Here is a 20,007-nt window from a genome sequence, read left to right as displayed (position 1 = left end):
CCTGCTTTACCTACGGCGCCTATCTTGTTATAAGTTCACCGGATATTTAATTTAGTTTACTTTTTTTGCTAACTGAGTAATATAATCGAAGAAAGCATCGCGATTAACGTCATAAACCACATTTACAGGACGACCGTTAGCTGTTTCTTCTGTACGGCCTTGACTAGGTCCATTTGTATGAACGATACTATTAACTCTTTTCACTTTTACAAGATCAGGATTACCGACGAACGCTGTAGTCAAAACATCCCACAAGAAGTATGTTGAATTAGTTGTAAAATGAACTAATGGCGGGCACATCGCATAACATTGACCAAGAAAATCAACGCCTAAATATTTACGTTCAGATGCCCAACGTTTTCTTATATCTTCTGTAAGTGGTACCTGGCTTGTACTTTCAAGAGCCACTAAATCAATTTCTATGCCGCTATCCCATACACGACCTGCTGCCTCGGGATCCCAGAACACATTCCATTCTGCTGTACCATCATGTTCGGGCTCTTCCACATTTCCTGTTTCACGAAATGTTCCGCCCATCCAAACGAGTCGTTCAATTTTTTCTTCAATTGAAGGATCTTCATCTAATGCGCGAGCAAGATCAGTAAGTGGGCCAGTGAATAGAAGTGTTGTTTTTTCGGTCGATGCATGGATGGCATCTATTATATGAAGATGTGCTGTTTTCTCTGCTACAGGTGTGTCAATCTTACCGGATTCATTTAAAATCGGTAGAGCATCTACGAAGAAAGCATGCAAACGCCAATCTTTTGGAAATGGATTTTTCCCGCGAGAATTTGATTCAGCCACATCAAGCCTACCGTTTCCAAAGCGATCAATGATTTTACGGCTTGCAAACATTGCAGGTTCTAAATAACAATCGGCTGGAATGACAGATACACCAGTCAGCTCAACGTTGTCCATTTGCATTAATAAAAACAACGAAACAAGATCATCGACGCCTCCATCATGATTAAAGTAAATATTTTTTTTCATTATCTATCGATCCTCTCCTATTAAATTTTGCTTTATAAAATGCCTGGTATATCGTTTCGTGTTTTATGATGACAATCAAGAAAAGAATTATTTCCTAAACGAAAAAAACGCTCCGATTTCTACCGGAGCGTTGACTAGGTATATGTAAATATGAAAAAAGGATTGAATCCTTCCTCCATCTTACAATTAACTCGTAGTCAAGCCCTTTACGGTGGCTTGGTAGAAACTTTTGGGCCATATCCCCAACATTATACGACATAATTCGACATTGTTTTTTTATAATAACTATTACATATGGTTTAGTCAATAAAAATTCTGTTCCAATTTTATACAAATAAAATTATTAATAGAATAATAATTGATAGAGATCGATCTAGCAATTTTTTTAGTGAATAAAAAAATCCGAACTATCCTACGAAACTCTAATTTATTGTTTCGGAATAGTTCGGATTTTATATTTGAATTGCTTGATAAATTGATAATTATTCGGTTTTTGTAATAGATAAATTATTTACGTCTTTTCCTCTTACATACCTAATACTATTTCCAACATTTCATTACCATGAAGGAATGATAGATCTATCAAATCTTTCTTCGATAAATTGTTTCACTTCTTCCGAACGGTACAAATCGATAAATTGTTGAATCACTTCTTCATCTTTTGATTCAGTTCGAACGGCGATAATGTTCACGAAAGGAGAATCTTTTGACTCAATAAAAATAGAGTCATCAGCTGGAGATAAACCAGCATCTATTACGAAGTTTGTATTGATGGCTGCCGCATCCAACTCATTTAATTGACGGGGGATTTGTGCTGCATCAAGTTCAATAAATTGGAAATTCTTCGTATTCTCCACAATGTCATGGATGGTAGCGTTAGTATCTAGGCCTTCTTTGAGCTTAATCATACCTGCACTTTCAAACAGCATCAGTGCACGCCCGCCTTGAGTCGGATCATTTGGTAATCCAATTTTCGCACCATCTGTCAGTTCGTTAACATCTTTTACTTGATTGGAGTAAATGCCCATTGGGAAAGTGACCGTTTTACCTACATCAACGAGATCTAAATTGCGGTCTTTTTTCATTTGTTCAAAGAAAGGAATCGTTTGAAAGATATTCATATCAATCTCTTTCTCAGCTAAAGCAACATTCGGCATTACGTAGTCAGAAAAAACTTGTAGATCAATTTTTAGGCCATCTTTTTCAGCCAGCTCTTTCACTTTTTCAACGATTTCTTCGTGTGGACCTGCAGTTACCCCAACGGTTAGAACACCGTCACTTAATAAGCCTGCATTTGCTTCCTCCGATTTTTCTTTACCACCGCAAGCAGCTAGTAATGTTAATACTAAAATGAGTAGCCCTGTAAATAAATACTTTTTCATAATTTTTCTCCTATCTGTTGTTTTCTTGGATGTAGCAGAAATAATAAAAACCTCTCATAAATGAGAGGTTCATTAGCATTTTGAAAATACGCAGAAGTCCTCTCTCATTTTTCAAAACGATATCGTTTTGCAGGATTTAGCACCTTTCCATACATAAACATATGGTTGGTTGCCGAGCTTCAACGGGCCAGTCCCTCTGCTACTCTTCATGAGAGATAAAAATTATTTCATTTTTCTTAATGTTAATTACTATACTTCACCAGAGTAAATTCGTCAATACGAATTCGAAATAAACAAATTATTGTTTTGTATATCAGTGTATGTATAGTATGAAATGATAAGATACAAAAAGAGGTGAATTATTATGAACGGACAAAATAGAAAAGACATTAAACCGGGCTTAGAAGTATATATCGTCTTGAAAAAAGACCAACGAACGGGTCAAAAAACAAGAGGTATAGTGAAAGACTTACTAACCAATTCATCCTTCCATCCACATGGCATAAAAGTTCGGTTAACGGATGGACAAGTAGGACGTGTATGTGAAATTATCGAAAAATAAGGAGCGCAAAACAGATGAACGTAGAATCACAAGTATTGAAATGGTTTGATCATTTTCACAAATATCCAGAAGTGAGCTGGAAGGAATACGAAACGACGAATAAGCTTGCAGAAATACTAGATGTGTTACAAGTGTCTTATCGCCGTTTCGATGATGTGACGGGGTTACTGGCTGAAATAGGGGAAGGCGATGAAGTGATCGCGGTTCGTGCGGATATCGACGCACTTTGGCAAGAAGTAGATGGCGAATTTCGTGCCAATCATTCATGCGGACATGATGCGAATATTTCGATGGTTTTAGGAGCTTTATTATTACTGAAAGACGAAAAACTAAGTAAGCGTATCCGCTTTATATTCCAGCCGGCAGAGGAAAAAGGAAATGGTGCCAATGCGATGATTGACAGAGGGGCATTAGAAGGCGTTACACATCTATTTGGCGTGCACTTACGACCAATTGAAGAGCTTCCTTTTGGAAAAGTTTCTCCAGCAATCCATCACGGAGCAGCGATGTTTTTAGAAGGAAAAATTACTGGAATTGATGCGCATGGGGCACGTCCACATCAAGGAAAAAATGCTATTGATGTGACAGTGGCGATTCATCAGGCACTAAAAAACCTTTATTTTTCACCGTTCGAATCGTATTCTGCGAAACTAACGAAAATCCAAGCCGGTGGGGAAAATGCCAATATTATCCCAGGGACTGCAACGTTTTCCATTGATGTTCGTGCCCAAAAGAATGCTGTTTTATCTCAAATGAAAGACCAAATAGAGAAAGATTTACTGGCAATTAAACAATTATTTGATATAGAAATAGAGTGGAAATGGGAGGACGTCACGCCAGGCGCGGAAGTTTCCAAAGAAGCAGCTGCTATGACGAGAGAAGGAATTATCGGAGCAGTTGGTATGGATAACCTTGCAGAAGAAGTGATTACTTCTGGAAGTGATGATTTTCATTTTTATACGGTTAGACATCCTGAAGTGAATGCTGCCATGATTGGCATTGGAGCAGATCTCACCCCAGGGTTGCATCATCCGAATATGACGTTTAACTATGAGGCACTTGCAATTGGTGCAAAAGTTATAGCGAAAACGCTTTCAAATAGTTCTAAAAAGCATTGACGGTTCATCGATTTGTCTATATTATTTCATATTAGCGACTATTAAACGTCAATTGAGAATTGTCGCAATAGTTCACAAAGGGGAAAATAATATGGGAGAAAAAGATAAAGTATCTGCTAAAAAGGAAATGCCTTTATTATGGGCTATGACACCATTACTTGTGATGATTTTATGTATGGTTGTTGCAGTCGTTGTTTTGGAACAAGGACCACATATACCGTTAATCATCGGTACAGCTGTTGCTGCATTAGTAGCTTGGAAGCATGGTTTTAAGTGGAATGATATTGAAGAAATGATGTACAAGGGGATTAAACTAGCATTACCGGCAGTCGTTATTATTATGTTGGTAGGACTCACGATTGGAGCTTGGATCGGTGGTGGAATAGTTGCAACGATGATCTATTATGGGCTAAAAATAATAACACCAGCATTGTTTTTAGTAACTATTTGCGTCATTTGTATGATTGTTTCATTAGCTATCGGCAGTTCTTGGTCCACTATGGGAACTATTGGTGTCGCAGGGATGGGTATTGGACTTAGTATGGGTATTCCGGCACCTATTATTGCGGGGGCAGTTATTTCAGGTGCTTATTTTGGGGACAAGATGTCGCCACTTTCGGATACAACAAATCTAGCAGCAGGATTGACTAATACAGATCTATTTGTACATATTCGACATATGTTATATACCACAGTACCAGGGATTCTTATCTCGTTGGGTGTATATGGCTTTTTAGGTATGAAGTATAAGAACAGCAATATTGATCAAGAGAGTATTCAGCAAACTATCTCCATGTTAGAAAAAAGTTTTGTGATTTCTCCTTGGTTATTGCTCATACCGGTAGCTGTAATTGTTCTAGTTGCATTAAAGGTACCGGCAATACCAGCTTTAGTTATAGGGATAATATTAGGATCTTTCTCACAAGTGTTTATACAAGGTGGAAGCCTTTCAGAAGCGATTGGAGCGCTCCAAAGTGGTTTTGTTATTGAAACTGGAAATGTAATGGTTGATGATTTATTTAATCGTGGTGGGCTGGATTCCATGATGTATACGGTTTCAATGACACTGGTTGCCATGACTTTTGGAGGGGTACTAGAGTATTCTGGTATGCTTCAATCAATTATGAATCAAATTCTGAAGTTAGCAAAATCAGCAGGAACACTAGTAGCGTCTACAATTCTTGCTTGTTTTACAACAAATGCAACTTGTTCAGAACAATACATTTCTATTGTCGTGCCATCTCGCATGTTTTCAAATGCTTATACAAAAATGGGACTACATTCGAAAAATCTTTCAAGGGCTTTAGAAGACGGTGGAACATTAACGTCTGTATTTATCCCTTGGAATACTTGTGGTGTTTTCATATTAGGAACGTTAGGGGTTGGGGCATTTGAGTATGCACCATACGCTATACTAAATTATATTGTTCCATTGTTGTCTATTGGATATGCAATAACTGGATTTACTATTCAGAAGTTAACAAAAGCAGAAATGGTTGCTTTGAAGCAAAAAGAAGCGATGGAAGCATAAGTGGAAAAGGAAAGCATTTGCTTTATTAAGACCTAAACTTAAAAAAATAGTAAAATTAAAGGACATTACAAGTTTAGATGACTAATATGTAATGTCCTTTTTGCATTCTAATATTAAATCTGTATTAATCCTGTGGAATTTTAATGCTCGATAAGGGAATAAGCTCTTTCAGTTTCAATGTTTTTTCATCTACAATTCTTATAGATGGTGTAATAATTAGTGTTTGAATATTAACATCAGGTATAAAAACTTCAATATAACCAATTGTTTGTCCGGATTCAGTATTGCTGGTAGTAACTCCTACATTTTCATAGACATTTCCTAGATTATCTTGTATGTCTACCATTAAAAATTCTGTATAATTATCTATATTTCCCTCGAAGTAAAGAGTTGTCATATATTTCCCCGCCGATAATTGATTAAATTGCAACTGGTATTGTTCATCACCAAAGGGTATATTTACTTTTTTGGAAAAGGCTTGAGTAGGTGAAAGCTCTAATTGAAAGTTCCATTCACCTTTAGCAAGTGTTGTATTTTCCATCCCTTTAAAATCTTTAGGACTCCATTGAAGATCAATAGTTTTATCGATTGCCTGGTCGGAAACCCTAGCTGTAAACATACCAATCCAAGTATAATCGTTCTTTTTAATAATTTGATGACTGAGTGTGTCCAATGGTCTTCCATTTACTTCTAACTGACCATTCCAAAATAGTGGAGCTTCATCTATTGGCTCATCATGTTTCATTTCATAACTAATCGATACAATATTCCCATCAAAAAAGCCTCAGCTAATTCAATGGAAGAACCATTACTTTCGTCTATTTGATTAATGATTGTTGCATAATCACTAAATACTTGTAACTGCGGATTATTATTGCTTTGCATTAGTTGCAGTACAATAGGTATTCGGTTGGCAACTGCTGGAAGCCAAATGGCACTACTAGTAAAGATTAATGTGATTATAGCGATTGCACTCATCCACTTAATTTTTTTATTGGAAAGTTTCTTCGTTGAACGGAAAATGCTTTTCTCTATATTTTTCTTTTCCCAATCGAATAATTCTACCGGTTCAATCTTCTCAATATCTATTTTGATAAAGTCTTTTTCATTCATCTTGATACCTCCCATTTCATCTCTTTCGTTAGCTTTAATTTGCCGCGATATAAACGGTTTTCAACAGCTGACTTAGAAATTTCGAACATCTCAGCAATTTCCCCATTGGAGTATCCTAAGTAGTACTTCAATAGAAAAATTTCTTGATCGTTTTTACTCAAACTTAAAATACTGATAAACAACTGCTCTTTTTGTATTCTTAGTTCGACGATTCTTTCTGGTAAGTTCTTCTTACTTGAAATTGACGGGAGTAATTGGACTGTTTTTGGCTTATTTTGAAGACTTCGGTATGTATCAATTGCTTTATATTTTGTGATAACACCAATCCATTTTTTAAAATCCTTCTCATCACCCGTAAATTGAGCACTCTTTTGCCAAATAGTAAGAAAAACGTCGTTTATACATTCTTCGATTGCCGTTTGATTAGGTAATAGCACTTTTAATGCAATAGCTTTAACGTAACCTCCGTATGTGTCAATTACTTCCCTTAGAGCTTGTTCATCTTTTCTTTGGAGCCTATTAATTAATGAAACCACGAAGTTGTGATACCTCCTTTCTTATCTACAAATAATAACGAGTAAATGAAGGAAAACTCTCATTATATTTTTAATCCTCCAAATTAAAAACCCATCAATATTATAAATTGATGGGTTATTTGAGGGTTTATTAACTTTACTTTGGTTCAATAAGTAGAGAAATTGAATTCATAAATTGCCCGGGGGCGTCCTTGCTGATAAGTCATCTCTTCTCCAACTACTCGGGCATATCCATGGTCTACTAGCTTTTTCAATAATCGTTCCGTCGTTCTTCTGCTCACTTGTAAATAGACTTCCAAATCATGTGCAGTAAATTCAACGGAGCTATGCGAACGACTAAATTGCATGATTTTCGATAAGTTTGCGGGACTTAACTTCGTATTTTTAGCTATTTGTACGAGTTTTGGGTCATTTGTTTTCAGTTGTACTTGTTGTTGACGATTAGGATATGGACCAAGTAATTCTTTATGGTCGTTTATTAAATAAGCGGAGTTCTCAGCTACATACGGCAAAGCATCTTTAGCATTTTGTGTTGCTTCTACGACTGTTTTTCCGTAGCCAAACGCTATTTTGACAGGGAGTGAAACAAGTTCAAACCAATGCTCAATTATATTGCTTTCCAGAGCTATTTGCACATTGCCTTGGGTAGAGATAAACGTATATAAATCGCCAGGTGTAGGAATGTAATTTGCTTGAATAGTGCCAGCTATTTTCTTTAGTATTTCTTCTGAAATTACTTGGTTTGATTGAATGTATCCAATCGCAATTTTTGCTGCCCTACTTTTTGCTAATAGTGCCATAGATTTCGCATCTTCCAAACCTTTTAAGATATTGCTTTTCGAATCTAACATTCGGATGACGGGAACTTTCTTTTCTTGTAATGCATGAAAAACAGAGTGGATACTCGTAATTGCCAAAGAAGTTTTTCCACTTTGATATAATCTTGCATGAAAATTTGCAACTTCTTCTAATTCGAAAGTTGGATCAATTTTTAATGTATGTGGATATTGTTCCGATAGTCCAATATCCTCTAATACATTTTGTATTAATAGCGGTTCGATCAAATCAATCGAAAGCTGTTCCACAGGAATATGTTGAGAAAAGTAAACGGATAATAGGGTTGTTGTGATAACCGTTTCATCTTGTTTTAGGTAATGGGCCGGTATAGGTAAATTATCAATTGCTTCTTTTGCAAATATGTAGGGAAGAGAACCTGAGAAAAAGACGACATCGCAAGGTTTAATATTTTTCACAATTTGGGTTGCATCCACTGGTGAATGATAGATATAATAATCCAAACGAGTAGAAACTAACTCATGTTCAAGTTCTTTTAATCGGTCGATAAAGTTAGCAGAGCCTAGCACAGCGATTCGGATATCCATATGTAATCCCCTTTTTTTGAAATATTAACGTCTATTTAACGACAACTATAACGAAAAAATAAAATCTTGTAAAGAAAGCAGGAAGATAAGATGAAAATTAAAGAAATAGAAATATTTGCGATAAGATTACCACTAGTTGATCCATTTATCATTAGCTACCATACATACGATGATATGCCTTCGATAATCGTAAAACTTACTACAGAGGAAGGTTTAATCGGATACGGAGAAGCAGTTGCAGATGAGCATGTGACAGGGGAAACATGGGAAGCGACATATACACTACTCCAAAATACATTAGCACCGTTACTAATTGGTGAAAATCCAATGGAATTCGAACGTCTACATGAAAAAATGGACAAAGCTGTCTATCAAGCACCTGCAGCAAAAGCAGCGCTCGATATTGCTTGCTATGACGTAGTAGGAAAAAAACTAGGCGTTCCAGTCTATCAATTACTCGGCGGCCGTTACCACGAGAAGTTCCCGATCACACATGTCTTAAGCATCGGCACACCTGAATCAATGGCAGCAGAAGCAAAAAGTCGTATGAAGGAAGGTTATTCATCCTTTAAGATGAAAGTCGGAACAGATGTACATGCAGATGTGGAACGTATCCAGGCCGTACGAGAAAAAGTGGGAAAAGACATCGCAATTCGTGTCGATGTGAACCAAGGCTGGAAAAACAGTGCAAATACGATTACAGCAATGCGTCAACTAGAACAATTGGGGCTAGATTGGCTAGAGCAACCAGTAGTAGCAGATGATTTTAATGGTATGGTCGAAGTAAAGGCGAAAACAAGCACACCGCTTATGATGGACGAAGGTTTAAAAGGATTTCGGGATATGCGCGAGTTAATCGAGAAGCAGGCAGCACATAAAGTAAATATTAAGCTCATGAAATGTGGGGGCATTTACCCGGCCATGAAGCTTGCCCATATGGCAGAAATGGCAGGAATCGAATGTCAAATTGGCTCTATGGTTGAGTCTTCGATTGGATCTGCAGCAGGATTCCATGTAGCGTTTTCTAAAAAAGCTTTTACGAGTGTTGAGTTAACAGGTCCGCTAAAATTCTCCAAGGATATTGGAAATTTACATTATGACGTGCCTTTTATTCAGCTAAATGAACGTCCAGGTCTTGGAGTAGATGTTGACGAGTCAGTACTCCAAGAGTTAATTGTATTCCAAACGAAAGTAAGTGGTGTTTAAATGAAAGAATGGACAGGTAAACTTGGTGAAAAAGATTATATAGTACGTGTATTGAAAGAAGATAGTGTAGAAGATATTCTACGCCTCCAGGACCTTGTTTTGGAAACGCTAATAAACAATGACTTTTTATCGCCGGTAACGAAGGAAGAATACGAAGATTTCGTTTCGAAGAGCCTAATGGTAGGTGTATTCGTAGAGGATAAGTTAGTCGCATTTCGCGCACTAGCGATACCTGAAATAGACGAACATCACCTTGGATATGATATTGGACTTCAAAGGGAGCAGTTAAATAAAGTAGTGTACCAAGAAATTACAAATGTGCATCCCGACTATCGAGGATATGGTTTACAGAAAAAACTTGGAGCTATCGTAATGGAACTATTAGACGCATCTCCCTATACGCATGTATGCGCAACAGTGGCACCATTTAATATTGCGAGCTTAAAAGATAAACTGAGCCAAGGTATGGTCATCGGTGCATTGAAAAACAAGTACGCAGATATGTTGCGCTATGTTTTTTATAAAAAACTTCATGGAGACCGTAAAATTGGTGGCGAAGCGTTAGAAATTCGTATGGCTGATACAGAAAAACAGCAACTGCTACTAGCAGATGGTTGGATCGGAACAAGTATCGTGCAAAAAGACGGAGAATGGTATGTGACTTACGAGGAAAAAGGGATATATATGTAAAAAGATGGCTAAGGGCAACCAAATAGGCGTAAAAGCAACCAAAAGGACAGCGGGAGCAATCAAATATCTGCGAAAGCAACCAAATTGTGCTCAGGAGCAACTAATTCAAAAACACAACTTTAGTAAGTATCAACATTATATAGATTATTTCATATCGAAATGGGCTTGGGAAAAGTATTTCTAAGCTCATTTTATTTTCGGACATTTAGGTTATTGACTTTGTATAGTAATTATATATATATTAGAAATTGTCTGTATTTTATAACGAATAGGAGGGGGTCATTGCAATGAGGGATATATTTGAAGAAGAATTACAAAGGTTGAAAGAGACTACGTCTATATTGGATAAGCAATTAGTCGAACTAGAGAATGTGCCAGTATATTATGGGGAAGATTTTAGTGAACAAATTCTCGAAAGTATGAGGGAGTCCAGAAGGCAAAACCTACGTATTGCTGTACAACAACCATATTTCGGACGGTTAGATTTTCAAGAGGATGGTCAGTTGGAGCCAGAGCCTATTTATATTGGAAAAGTCGGAGCGTCTAATGAGGAAACGACGAAACCAATTGTGATGGACTGGCGAGCACCTATTGCCAGTATGTTTTATTCATTTAATGGTGGTGAGGAAGCGGCTTTTTATCATTCACCAGATGGTTTAATAGAAGGCTATGTTCATTTAAAAAGGAATATTGCCATTCGTAAAAGAGAGTTAGAACGTGTTGTCGATACATATGTAAAAGGAAGCGAGGATGTATCACCTACAGATGATTTTCTCCTATATAAATTAGCTGAAAACAAAGATAACAAATTAAAAGACATTGTTTCTACGATACAATCTGAACAAAATAATATTATTCGTGCAGAGAAGAATATGCCATTATTGATACAAGGGGTCGCAGGAAGCGGAAAAACAACCATCGCTTTACACCGCCTTGCTTTTTTAATTTATGAATACCGAGAGCAGCTTCAAGCAGATAGAATGGTAGTATTTGCACCAAATAGCTTGTTTTTAGACTATATTTCTGGAGTGCTTCCTGAACTGGGTGTAGGTAATATTAAGCAAACCACATTTCAAGACTGGGCGCTACGCACATTAAATAATGCGATAAAATTACAAAAAATGGAAGAAAAGCTGAAGGAAGCTTTTGAAATCAATCGTAATGATAACAAGGTTATGCTTGGGAAATATAAAGGGACACTTGAGTTTAAGTCATTCATTGAAGAAAGTGTCATTCAATTGGAAAAAAATCTAGTACCAGAAAAAGATCTCGTTGTATGGGACGATGCTGTTATCAAAGCAGAAGAAATACAAAAATGGATGCAAGTTGAATATAAGCATTATCCATTAATGAAGCGTAGGGAACGATTAGTTGGTCGGATAAAACGATGGATTGAAATAGAACTGAAGAAGTTCGAAGGAACAGATGAGAAAAAAGCATTGAAAAAAGAAGCTACTAAAAGATTAAATGCATACATGAAGTTTTGGCCTAAAATGACCCCACTATCATTTTACAGCTCGTTGATGAAACAAAAAGAAATATTAGAAGTGTTGCCTGCAGAACTCGTTCAAGAAACAGTAAAAAATTGCCGTGATAAACAACTATATGTAGAAGATCTAACTCCACTTATTTATATACATCATCAATTAACAGGAATAGAGAGTAGTCAAAAATTTCATCATGTAGTGATAGATGAAGCACAAGACTTTTCACCATTCCAAATTTATATATTAAAAGAGGTCACATTGGGTAATTCTTTTACAATCTTAGGGGACTTATCCCAAGCTATCTACAATTTTCAAGGAATCGAGGACTGGAATGACTTTAAAGAAGTATTTCAACAAACGGGTTATTTTGAACTGACGAGAAGTTACCGCTCTACGAAAGAAATAATTGAGTTTGCAAATGACATTATCCAAAATGCTGAGATTCCAGTAGGTCTTGCAATACCTGTTTTTCGTAGCGGTAAGGAAGTAAAGATTATTTCGACGGATAATCAATTTGCTGAAATTACAAAGACGTTACAAAATATGTTGATTGAAAATGTGAAAACAATCGCAATAATAGGACGAACAGATGACGAGTGCCGAGACATGTATGAAAAGTTAACAGTAGCAGGAATTTCTGTAAATGCTATTGAAGCCAATCAAATGAAATATGAGGGTGGTATTTCTGTAGTACCAGTATATTTAGCAAAAGGGCTGGAATTTGATGCAGTATTACTTATAGACGTGGATGAAAGTCATTATAAGGATAAAAAGCTAGATGCAAAATTATTATATGTTGGATGTACGAGAGCTCTCCATGATTTGAGGATTTTCTATTCCGGAGAAGCATCTCCTTTACTTCCAGCAATAAAAACGAAAGATAAAGAGTAGGCTTTCCTTATTTTCAGCCTAAAAAGAAAACACCTAGTGAAAATTACTAGGCGTTTTTTCGTTCAACTAAGTTTTTCCCAATCAAAATCTCTAGGTCCACCGTTATTTCTGCGGATTCACTTTCTAAAAAGTCCTTTAACTTTTCTTCGGAAGCTGTCCAAGTTAAAGGAGTCATGCGAACTAATGCATGGATGAGCGGATTGTTCAATTTTACCGTATATTGTATATGTGAAGTCCGCACCATTTGAAAATTGCCTTTAAATAGATCCACTGTATCGGCATTAGAGTATGCTTGCTTTTCAGGTTCATCATAGACAATCTCTCTTAACTCTTTTAAATAATCTGTTTGAGGGACTACTTTGATGACTAAGCCATCGTCTTTCAATAGGCGATTAAACTCCACATAATTAGAGGGGGAAAGGATATTCAAAATAATATCAAATTGTTCCTCTTGAAATGGCATTTTCGCTAGATCTGCTACTAACCACACTTTATTCGAATAGTTTTTAGCAGCCGCTAAGATACCTTCTTTGGAAATATCAATGCCTACTCCGGTTACAGGTTTCTCTAAATCCAAACTAACCGTATCGCATATAGAAGACAGATGGGAGCCTTCGCCGCAACCGGTATCTAGAATAAATGCCGAATTTTTTTGTTCTTTAATAATTTGAGCAATTGCGCTGCTTAGTGGTTCGAAAAATTGACCTTCCGCAATCAGCTTTCTGCGAGCCTCAAATAAATCATTCCCGTATTTTGTTTTTATCGGATGGCTAAGCATATTAATATATCCTTGTTTACTAAAATCATATGTATGATTGTTTGCGCAAACTAAACTTTGCAATTCGTATACGCTCATGATTGAGTCGCAAATGGGACACTTGAAAATGGATTCCAGCCCACTTACATAATGTGCGCTTTTCATTCTATTGGTCATTTTAGACAAAATAACACCTCTTGTTTTCTATAGAAAATGAACAAATGACCCTGTGGGTGTTTGTTATAAACAGTGTAGCAAGGCTATTTTTTAATTGCAAATAATGGTCTGAAGAATCATGTATAGAGAAAAGGTTGTCTTGATAGAAACTGGGGACAACCTTTTCTCGCTGCTTAGGAAACATAAATCTCAATACATATGGATAACTATTTACATGAAAAATAAGTAAGTTAAGCCAATTCTTATAATCGAGCGCAGTTTAGGGAAACTGCGCAGTAAGAAATTTTATTAGGTAACCGATAGGATTTTCGCTTCAGGAGGACGCTTTCCGCGGGGCGGGCGGTGAGCCTCCTCGGTCGCTGTCGCTCCACTGCGGGGTCTCACCTGTCCCGCTTGATTCCCGCAGGAGTCGCCTCCTTCCGCTTCAATCAATGGAGACTTCTTGCTATTTAGCTCGGCAGTTATCAGAGCTATAAGTGGATTCTGATTCACTGGTTATTTATGATCGACTTACTAAAGAAAATCATCCACAGTTTTTGACCATGCAAATCCAATAAGTGGCTATGGGCGACCAAACAGTTGTCGAAAGTAACAAGTTGTAGTCTGAGAGGAACCAATTTTCCTAAAACAAGTTAACTCGAATTGAGACGGCAATAATAGAGCATTAACTAGGATTATTTTACTGAAATTTTCCACTCGCTCGGTTTGTCACGTTCCCAGTGTGTATTGTAGCGTTGTACCATTTATTGGCGTTTAATAGCTAGAAAACTTTTAGAAGTTTCATTTGTTAAACAGTGACGCCTATTAGATAGCGTTATCCATCATGGATTGTAGCGGAAGCGGCTGAAGCCAAGCCGGCGGAAAGCGTACGTCCTGCAGCGGAAATCTTAGCGGACTCTTCCTTCAATTCACTACCGCGCAGTTTCCTATTATGTGTGACATCCCACTAACACTAATTATTTCTATTTACTATATTGGGGCAGAGATAGGTGCTTGCACATTTGTTTTTTTAAAGGCAAATGAACAGATTGCTAGATTTAGTTGTAAAACCCTTCTCTCAGTAAAAAGTATGAGGTTCACTCAAGACGTATGACTGAATGCAAAATAAGAAATATGAATTATAGTGAGAATAATAAGAATTTCAGCGAAGAGAACTTAGGATCCGGGTGAAGCTCGCGTCGGAAGGAATGCATGAAAATGAAAAATCTATATAAAGATTCACGATTTCGTTTAATTATTTTTGCAAATATTGCTTCGTCTATTGGGTCTGGCATTACGATGATTGCGATACCATGGATGCTCGTATCAAGTGAAAATGGCAATGCGGTATTTGGCTACGTTACATTATGTATGACGATTATTAGTTTCTTAATCACCCCGTTAGTCGGGAATCTAATCGATAAAATGTCACGAAAGAAATTGCTTTTAACGAGCAATATAGCAAGCTTTGTGATGTTGCTATTTTTCTCAGTTATTGGATTTGTCGGCCTGTCTTATGAAATATGGCATTATATAATCATTTATATTATTGGAAGTTTGTATTACACTATTTTTTTCCCAACAATGTTTGCTTTAAATCAGGAAATTTTTCATAAAGACCAATATAAAACACTAAATGGAACAATGGAAGTGCAAGGGCAGTTATCCAGTGTCATAGCAGGTGCGTTGGCTAGTATATTATTGTCAAAGTGGGATTTGCACTACATTTTGCTACTTAATGTATTTGCCTATGTGGCAGCAATTTATTTGTATGTAAAAATACCATATGTACGGCTTAAAAATAGCGAGACGAAGGGCACTTCCAAATCTAAAGGTGCAGAAGGCTTAATATATATGTGGAAACGTCCTGCCATGTTCTTGTTTTTATTTTTTTCCATTATGCCATTCATCGGCGTTATGATTACAAATTATTTGTTTCCTGTGTATTTAGCGGATGTGCTAAAAGCTTCCGGCAGTTTTTACGGAATTCAAAGTATGGTTTATGGGGTAGGAGCAGTAATTGCGGGAATGATCGTTCCTATTATTGCTAGGAAACTAGGGGATGAAAAGACAATCGTATACAGCGTTATTACGTATACAGTTGCTATTTCGTTAATTGTTCTCGCTAATATTCCTTCTTACTTATCCCTTATGTTTTTTATCGCTCTAGGAAATAGCGGAGCCCGTGTTGCTCGAAATTCTTTCTTAATGGACCGAATACCAAATGAAATAATAGGTAGAGTAGATAGCTTATTTCGATCGGTTGGGCTTCTACTAAGAATCGTTTTACTCGCCCTTTTTACAGGTATGGTATCAGCAGGACTCATTATTTATTGCTTTTTCATACTTAGCGGAATACTAATCATCGCATCTATTTTCGTGACTTTTTCTTGGAGAAATGGCATCGAGGTAAATGAAAAAACTATTAATCTTAAAATGGAAAATAAACAATTAGCAAAAGTTAAAACTTGAAACCGACATCGGAATGTGTATAATGTAAATTAATTGCATACGTAAAAAGTTTTCTAGGGTTCCGCAACGAGTAAGTTGGTCCGTGACCGAGAGAAAACGCTCAGCTTATGCTGTGTCACGGAAGGATAAAAGCCTGGGAGAAACTGTTTTTACAGTTCTCCCAGGCTTTTTTATTTTGTAACCTGAAGACATTTTTGCGAACAAATAGGAGAAACTGTTTTTACAGTTCTCCTAGACTTTTAAAAAATTTGGAGGGATTTTTGTGAACAAAGAATGGTTGAAAGTGTATATTGCTGCTTTTTTTGAAGTTTTTTGGGTGATTGGCTTGAAGCATGCGGATAATTTTTGGAGTTGGTCAGGGACCGTTATTTCTATAATTGTGAGCTTTTATTTGATGATCGTTGCGGGTCGTAAGCTTCCTGTTGGTACTGTATATGCTATTTTTGTCGGAATGGGAACAGCGGGAACCGTTATTTCGGAAATTCTGTTCTTTGGAGAAGCCTTTAAACTAAGTAAAATACTGTTAATTTTTATTTTATTGGCTGGTGTCGTTGGGTTGAAATTAGTTACAAAAGACAAAGTACAGGAAGGAGATGAATCATAATGGCATGGATTTCGCTAATAGTAGCTGGGATTTTAGAAATGTTTGGTGTTGCGATGATTACCAAATTGCACAAGGACCGAAACTGGCAATCTTTTGTTCTTCTGTTACTTGGATTTGGAGGTAGCTTCTTATTTCTAGCATATGCGATGAAAACTCTTCCTATGGGAACGGCATATGCCATTTGGACAGGAATAGGGGCATCTGGTGGTGCGATTTTAGGGATGATTTTATATGGAGAACCAAAGGATTGGAAAAGACTTGTTTTTATCGCAATGGTATTAGGAGCAGCAATCGGATTAAAACTGGTATCTTAAGATTAATAGTAAAATTCAAAGATAATCTGCTGATAAAAAGCGGATTATCTTATTTTTTTCTATTCATCAAGAAAAATGCAGTACCAGCAATAAATAAAGCGGTACTTAATGCCATTGCTATACCATTCCATTCTCCGTTGAATAAGGTAATATTAGTTAACGTAATAAACTGCATTAAGATAATGATGATATATAATCCGGTTATTGTTTTCATAAAATTTTCTCCTTCGAAGTATATTTACTTCTTCTTTCTAATAATAGATAGTCTTTCGTTTTAGAGATTGGAATGTCATGTTTGTTAGCGAATGTAAGTAATTCATAAAAAATTTTATTAGATGAAAAAAGAACAAGACGTAGATTTAGCCCCTTTTTTGTATGAATGAGAGCCCCTGGCGTAGCCCAACTATAACGTTTGAACGCAATTTTCTTCAAGTGAGAAGGATAGAGTACTCTTTTATAAATGCAAATAGACTTAAAGGAAACTTCATACATCAAATACTCATCAAGAAAGTTAAATGTATAATTAATAGAAAATGTAATAATAATGAAGAGACCAAGTAAAATAGAAAAGTAGAATAAGCCACCATAAGAGTGAGTTGCAAAGCTATTTGCTATTTGAATAACGGGTATGAACAATAATGTACCTAAATATCCTTTTTGTGGTTTAGCATGGAATGCCACTTCATTTCACCTCTTATATTAAATAATCTTTAATCAACGTAAGGAAAGTCATGTAAATGATGAAAAGACCTAGAGAAAGGCAGATAGAAAAGTTTAAGGGATCTTGATTCTTGCGTTCATATGCATTAACTATGGAATGATTAGCTATCAAAAGTAATACTAGGCTAGGAGTAAGTGGTGAAATGGAGATAGGGATGAATAATAAAATAAGGACTATTATTTTCAAGACAGGGTGGTTACGTATTTGACTAAACAAACTAGCTGCACCTCTATTTATTATGAAAATGTGGATATATATGTTAATAGTGTATCATTTAGAGTAACTGAAATCTATCCAATTCTGAAAAATCCATTTATTCAGTGTTATATTTTTCCTGAAACCGTTCATCCTTCCATCCGTATAATAGCTAAGTAGAAAAAAAGAAAGAGAGATGATTGTATGACGTTTGTTTTTATTATTTCAGCAGTTGCAGCAATTATTACTGCATTATTAGTCGTACCACTGACAGCTAAGAGAAAAGACATGATGTCTTCTTTAATCGGTTTAGCAGTTTTAACATTTATCGTATTAGCGATTATATATTATTTAACAAATATAGACCGTAATTGGATAGCTTTATGGCCGTTGCTTGTGCTCGCCACTTTAGCTGGAACTATTTTGTCAAAAGGAACGGAGCAAAAAGCAAAAGGCATACTTTTCTTGGGAAGTTTAGTGCTAGCTATCTATATGCTGTCTGCGTTTCTTTGGAATGCGGATGAAAAATTTGAAGTAGCTAAAATGGATGAGCAAGTAGAAATTGAAGCGTTTGATGAAACGAAAACACCTGCTAGTGTGCCGCCTCAATTTGCACGAAATAAGATGAAAAAAGCATTTGGGCAAGTTCCCAATACTAGCTATTATGAATTAGGCAATTTACAAATTCAAAAAGTGAATGAAGAATACGTTTATATTGCACCAGTAGAGTTTTCAGGATTTTTCAAATGGTGGAATGGTGATGTGACCCCGGGTTATTTCACGATGAGTGCGACCGATTCATCAGATAATCCTGAATTTATCGAAGCGGATATGGCTTACACGCCATCTTCCTATTTCCATAAAAACTTGGAAAGACATATGCGTATGAAGCATCCAAATAAAATATTTTATGGAGATGTGCAATTAGAAATAGATGAAGAGGGAAAACCATTTTATATTCGTTCTTATGGGAAATTCATCTCTGCTCGGAACGGTTTTGACGTAGAGGGAATCGTTGCAGTAGACCCTGCTACAGGTCAAACAGAGGCTTATGCGCTAGCAGATGTCCCGGCATTTATAGATGGAGCGGTATCACCGGAAACGGTTAGTTTGCAAAATAGCTATTATGGGAAATATATACACGGTTTTATGAATAGCTTATTTGGTAAGAAAGATGTGAAGCTACCTTCTGATGAAGGAACAGAAGCCAATGTTAGTCCGATTTTCGGTGAAGATGGTCAAATGTATTATTTCACTGACTTTACAAGTCCAAAAGAAGGCGTCGATTCGATGCTCGGTTATTCATTAACAGATGGACGAACTGGTAAAGCCACTTATTATACTGGCAATCTAGAAGATTCGTATATGGATTCCCAAGGAGCATTGCAAATTATTGAAAAGAAATTTATCGAGAAGAAATGGCAAGGTGAAATGCCAGTACTGTACAATTTTTATGGAGAGGCTAGCTGGTTAACGCCTGTACTTGATTCGAATGGATTTTTACAAAATTACTTCATCGTCTCAGCGGCAAATCCGGAAATCTCTGTATACGGAAACACACCGAACGAAGCGTTGAAGCTATATAAAACGGCTATTCAACGCGGAGGAAGTTCAGTGGACGGCAGCTCAAAAGCGGAAGAAAAGTCGGTAAATGGTACAGTTGCGCGCGTGTTCAAGGAACGTGTTGGAGACTTCACACAAGTTTCGTTCTTACTTACAACTAAAGAAAATTATATAGTATCCTCCGAAATAGTTCCATTTGCGGTTTATATGGAAGAAGGAGATATCGTAGAAGTAACATATCTAGACACTGGAGAGCTATTCTTACCCGTAAAAGAGGTAACGATTAGAGGACTTGAGAAGGAGTAAATTAGAATGTCGACAAATCCTAATTCATTGG

At 36.5% G+C, this 20,007-nt stretch carries 19 protein-coding genes and 3 riboswitches; of the genes, 10 read left to right on the top strand and 9 right to left on the bottom strand.

Annotation, left to right across the window (positions count from 1 at the left end):
• Positions 1-51: 51 nt before the first annotated feature.
• Positions 52-990, bottom strand: a complete 939-nt coding sequence (locus OR571_RS10045) for a nucleoside hydrolase (protein WP_282242662.1) — start codon at positions 988-990, stop codon at positions 52-54.
• Between the two features lie 174 nt (positions 991-1,164).
• Positions 1,165-1,266: riboswitch (purine riboswitch) on the bottom strand.
• A gap of 281 nt (positions 1,267-1,547) precedes the next feature.
• A complete protein-coding gene (locus OR571_RS10040; protein WP_282242661.1) occupies positions 1,548-2,372 on the bottom strand; it encodes a MetQ/NlpA family ABC transporter substrate-binding protein in 825 nt (274 codons plus the stop codon).
• Positions 2,373-2,473: 101 nt separating this feature from the next.
• Positions 2,474-2,587: riboswitch (SAM riboswitch) on the bottom strand.
• A gap of 149 nt (positions 2,588-2,736) precedes the next feature.
• Between OR571_RS10040 and OR571_RS10035 the strand changes: the two genes are divergently transcribed.
• From OR571_RS10035 to nhaC, 3 genes are all read left to right on the top strand, one after another.
• Positions 2,737-2,934 carry a YwbE family protein gene (locus tag OR571_RS10035; RefSeq protein ID WP_142538935.1) on the top strand — a complete coding sequence of 66 codons (198 nt, stop codon included), beginning with the start codon at positions 2,737-2,739 and terminating at the stop codon, positions 2,932-2,934.
• Positions 2,935-2,948: 14 nt separating this feature from the next.
• Entirely contained in the window at positions 2,949-4,052 is a 1,104-nt protein-coding gene (locus OR571_RS10030) for an amidohydrolase (RefSeq protein WP_282242660.1), read from the top strand.
• 127 nt (positions 4,053-4,179) lie between these two features.
• Positions 4,180-5,583: a Na+/H+ antiporter NhaC gene (gene nhaC / locus OR571_RS10025; RefSeq protein WP_481900385.1), complete on the top strand. Its 1,404-nt coding sequence runs from the start codon at positions 4,180-4,182 to the stop codon at positions 5,581-5,583.
• A 124-nt stretch (positions 5,584-5,707) separates the two neighbouring features.
• On the opposite strand, the gene OR571_RS10020 is transcribed toward nhaC, so the two are convergent.
• From OR571_RS10020 to OR571_RS10005, 4 genes are all read right to left on the bottom strand, one after another.
• Positions 5,708-6,328: a hypothetical protein gene (locus tag OR571_RS10020; protein WP_282242658.1), complete on the bottom strand. Its 621-nt coding sequence runs from the start codon at positions 6,326-6,328 to the stop codon at positions 5,708-5,710.
• Positions 6,325-6,696 carry a DUF4179 domain-containing protein gene (locus OR571_RS10015; RefSeq protein ID WP_282242657.1) on the bottom strand — a complete coding sequence of 124 codons (372 nt, stop codon included), beginning with the start codon at positions 6,694-6,696 and terminating at the stop codon, positions 6,325-6,327. Before OR571_RS10015 ends, OR571_RS10020 begins: the two co-directional genes overlap by 4 nt.
• Complete coding sequence (locus tag OR571_RS10010) at positions 6,693-7,232, bottom strand: sigma-70 family RNA polymerase sigma factor (RefSeq protein WP_282242656.1); 540 nt, start codon at positions 7,230-7,232, stop codon at positions 6,693-6,695. The genes OR571_RS10015 and OR571_RS10010 overlap by 4 nt, the downstream gene beginning before the upstream one ends.
• A gap of 146 nt (positions 7,233-7,378) precedes the next feature.
• Positions 7,379-8,614: a hypothetical protein gene (locus OR571_RS10005; RefSeq protein ID WP_282242655.1), complete on the bottom strand. Its 1,236-nt coding sequence runs from the start codon at positions 8,612-8,614 to the stop codon at positions 7,379-7,381.
• Positions 8,615-8,704: 90 nt separating this feature from the next.
• On the opposite strand from OR571_RS10005, the gene OR571_RS10000 reads away from it, so the two are divergent.
• From OR571_RS10000 to OR571_RS09990, 3 genes are all read left to right on the top strand, one after another.
• A complete protein-coding gene (locus OR571_RS10000; protein ID WP_282242654.1) occupies positions 8,705-9,820 on the top strand; it encodes a mandelate racemase/muconate lactonizing enzyme family protein in 1,116 nt (371 codons plus the stop codon).
• The gene (locus tag OR571_RS09995; RefSeq protein ID WP_282242653.1) at positions 9,821-10,510 is read left to right on the top strand and encodes a GNAT family N-acetyltransferase; all 690 of its coding nucleotides are present in this window, start codon (positions 9,821-9,823) and stop codon (positions 10,508-10,510) included.
• Positions 10,511-10,797: 287 nt separating this feature from the next.
• Positions 10,798-12,888, top strand: coding sequence for a HelD family protein (locus OR571_RS09990; protein WP_282242652.1), 2,091 nt, complete (start codon positions 10,798-10,800; stop codon positions 12,886-12,888).
• A gap of 46 nt (positions 12,889-12,934) precedes the next feature.
• On the opposite strand, the gene OR571_RS09985 is transcribed toward OR571_RS09990, so the two are convergent.
• Positions 12,935-13,810 (bottom strand): putative RNA methyltransferase, encoded by an 876-nt coding sequence (locus OR571_RS09985; protein WP_282242651.1) that lies wholly within the window; start codon positions 13,808-13,810, stop codon positions 12,935-12,937.
• Between the two features lie 1,209 nt (positions 13,811-15,019).
• On the opposite strand from OR571_RS09985, the gene OR571_RS09980 reads away from it, so the two are divergent.
• The 3 genes from OR571_RS09980 (at position 15,020) to OR571_RS09970 (ending at position 17,191) form a co-directional block, all read left to right on the top strand.
• Positions 15,020-16,273: an MFS transporter gene (locus OR571_RS09980; protein WP_282242650.1), complete on the top strand. Its 1,254-nt coding sequence runs from the start codon at positions 15,020-15,022 to the stop codon at positions 16,271-16,273.
• 42 nt (positions 16,274-16,315) lie between these two features.
• Positions 16,316-16,415, top strand: a riboswitch (guanidine-I (ykkC/yxkD leader).
• Between the two features lie 120 nt (positions 16,416-16,535).
• Positions 16,536-16,877 (top strand): DMT family transporter, encoded by a 342-nt coding sequence (locus OR571_RS09975; RefSeq protein WP_282242649.1) that lies wholly within the window; start codon positions 16,536-16,538, stop codon positions 16,875-16,877.
• Positions 16,877-17,191 carry a DMT family transporter gene (locus tag OR571_RS09970; protein WP_282242648.1) on the top strand — a complete coding sequence of 105 codons (315 nt, stop codon included), beginning with the start codon at positions 16,877-16,879 and terminating at the stop codon, positions 17,189-17,191. The genes OR571_RS09975 and OR571_RS09970 overlap by 1 nt, the downstream gene beginning before the upstream one ends.
• A gap of 49 nt (positions 17,192-17,240) precedes the next feature.
• Here the strand turns inward: OR571_RS09970 and OR571_RS09965 are convergent, their stop codons facing one another.
• Complete coding sequence (locus tag OR571_RS09965; RefSeq protein ID WP_282242647.1) at positions 17,241-17,405, bottom strand: hypothetical protein; 165 nt, start codon at positions 17,403-17,405, stop codon at positions 17,241-17,243.
• Complete coding sequence (locus OR571_RS09960; RefSeq protein WP_282242646.1) at positions 17,402-17,872, bottom strand: hypothetical protein; 471 nt, start codon at positions 17,870-17,872, stop codon at positions 17,402-17,404. Before OR571_RS09960 ends, OR571_RS09965 begins: the two co-directional genes overlap by 4 nt.
• A 439-nt stretch (positions 17,873-18,311) precedes the next feature.
• Between OR571_RS09960 and OR571_RS09955 the strand changes: the two genes are divergently transcribed.
• The gene (locus OR571_RS09955) at positions 18,312-19,976 is read left to right on the top strand and encodes a hypothetical protein (protein WP_282242645.1); all 1,665 of its coding nucleotides are present in this window, start codon (positions 18,312-18,314) and stop codon (positions 19,974-19,976) included.
• Positions 19,977-20,007 lie beyond the last annotated feature (31 nt).

The sequence above is a fragment of the Psychrobacillus sp. NEAU-3TGS genome (genome assembly GCF_029955155.1).
In the GTDB taxonomy this organism is placed as follows: Bacteria; Bacillota; Bacilli; order Bacillales_A; family Planococcaceae; genus Psychrobacillus.
This window is presented reverse-complemented; position numbering and strand designations above follow the sequence as displayed.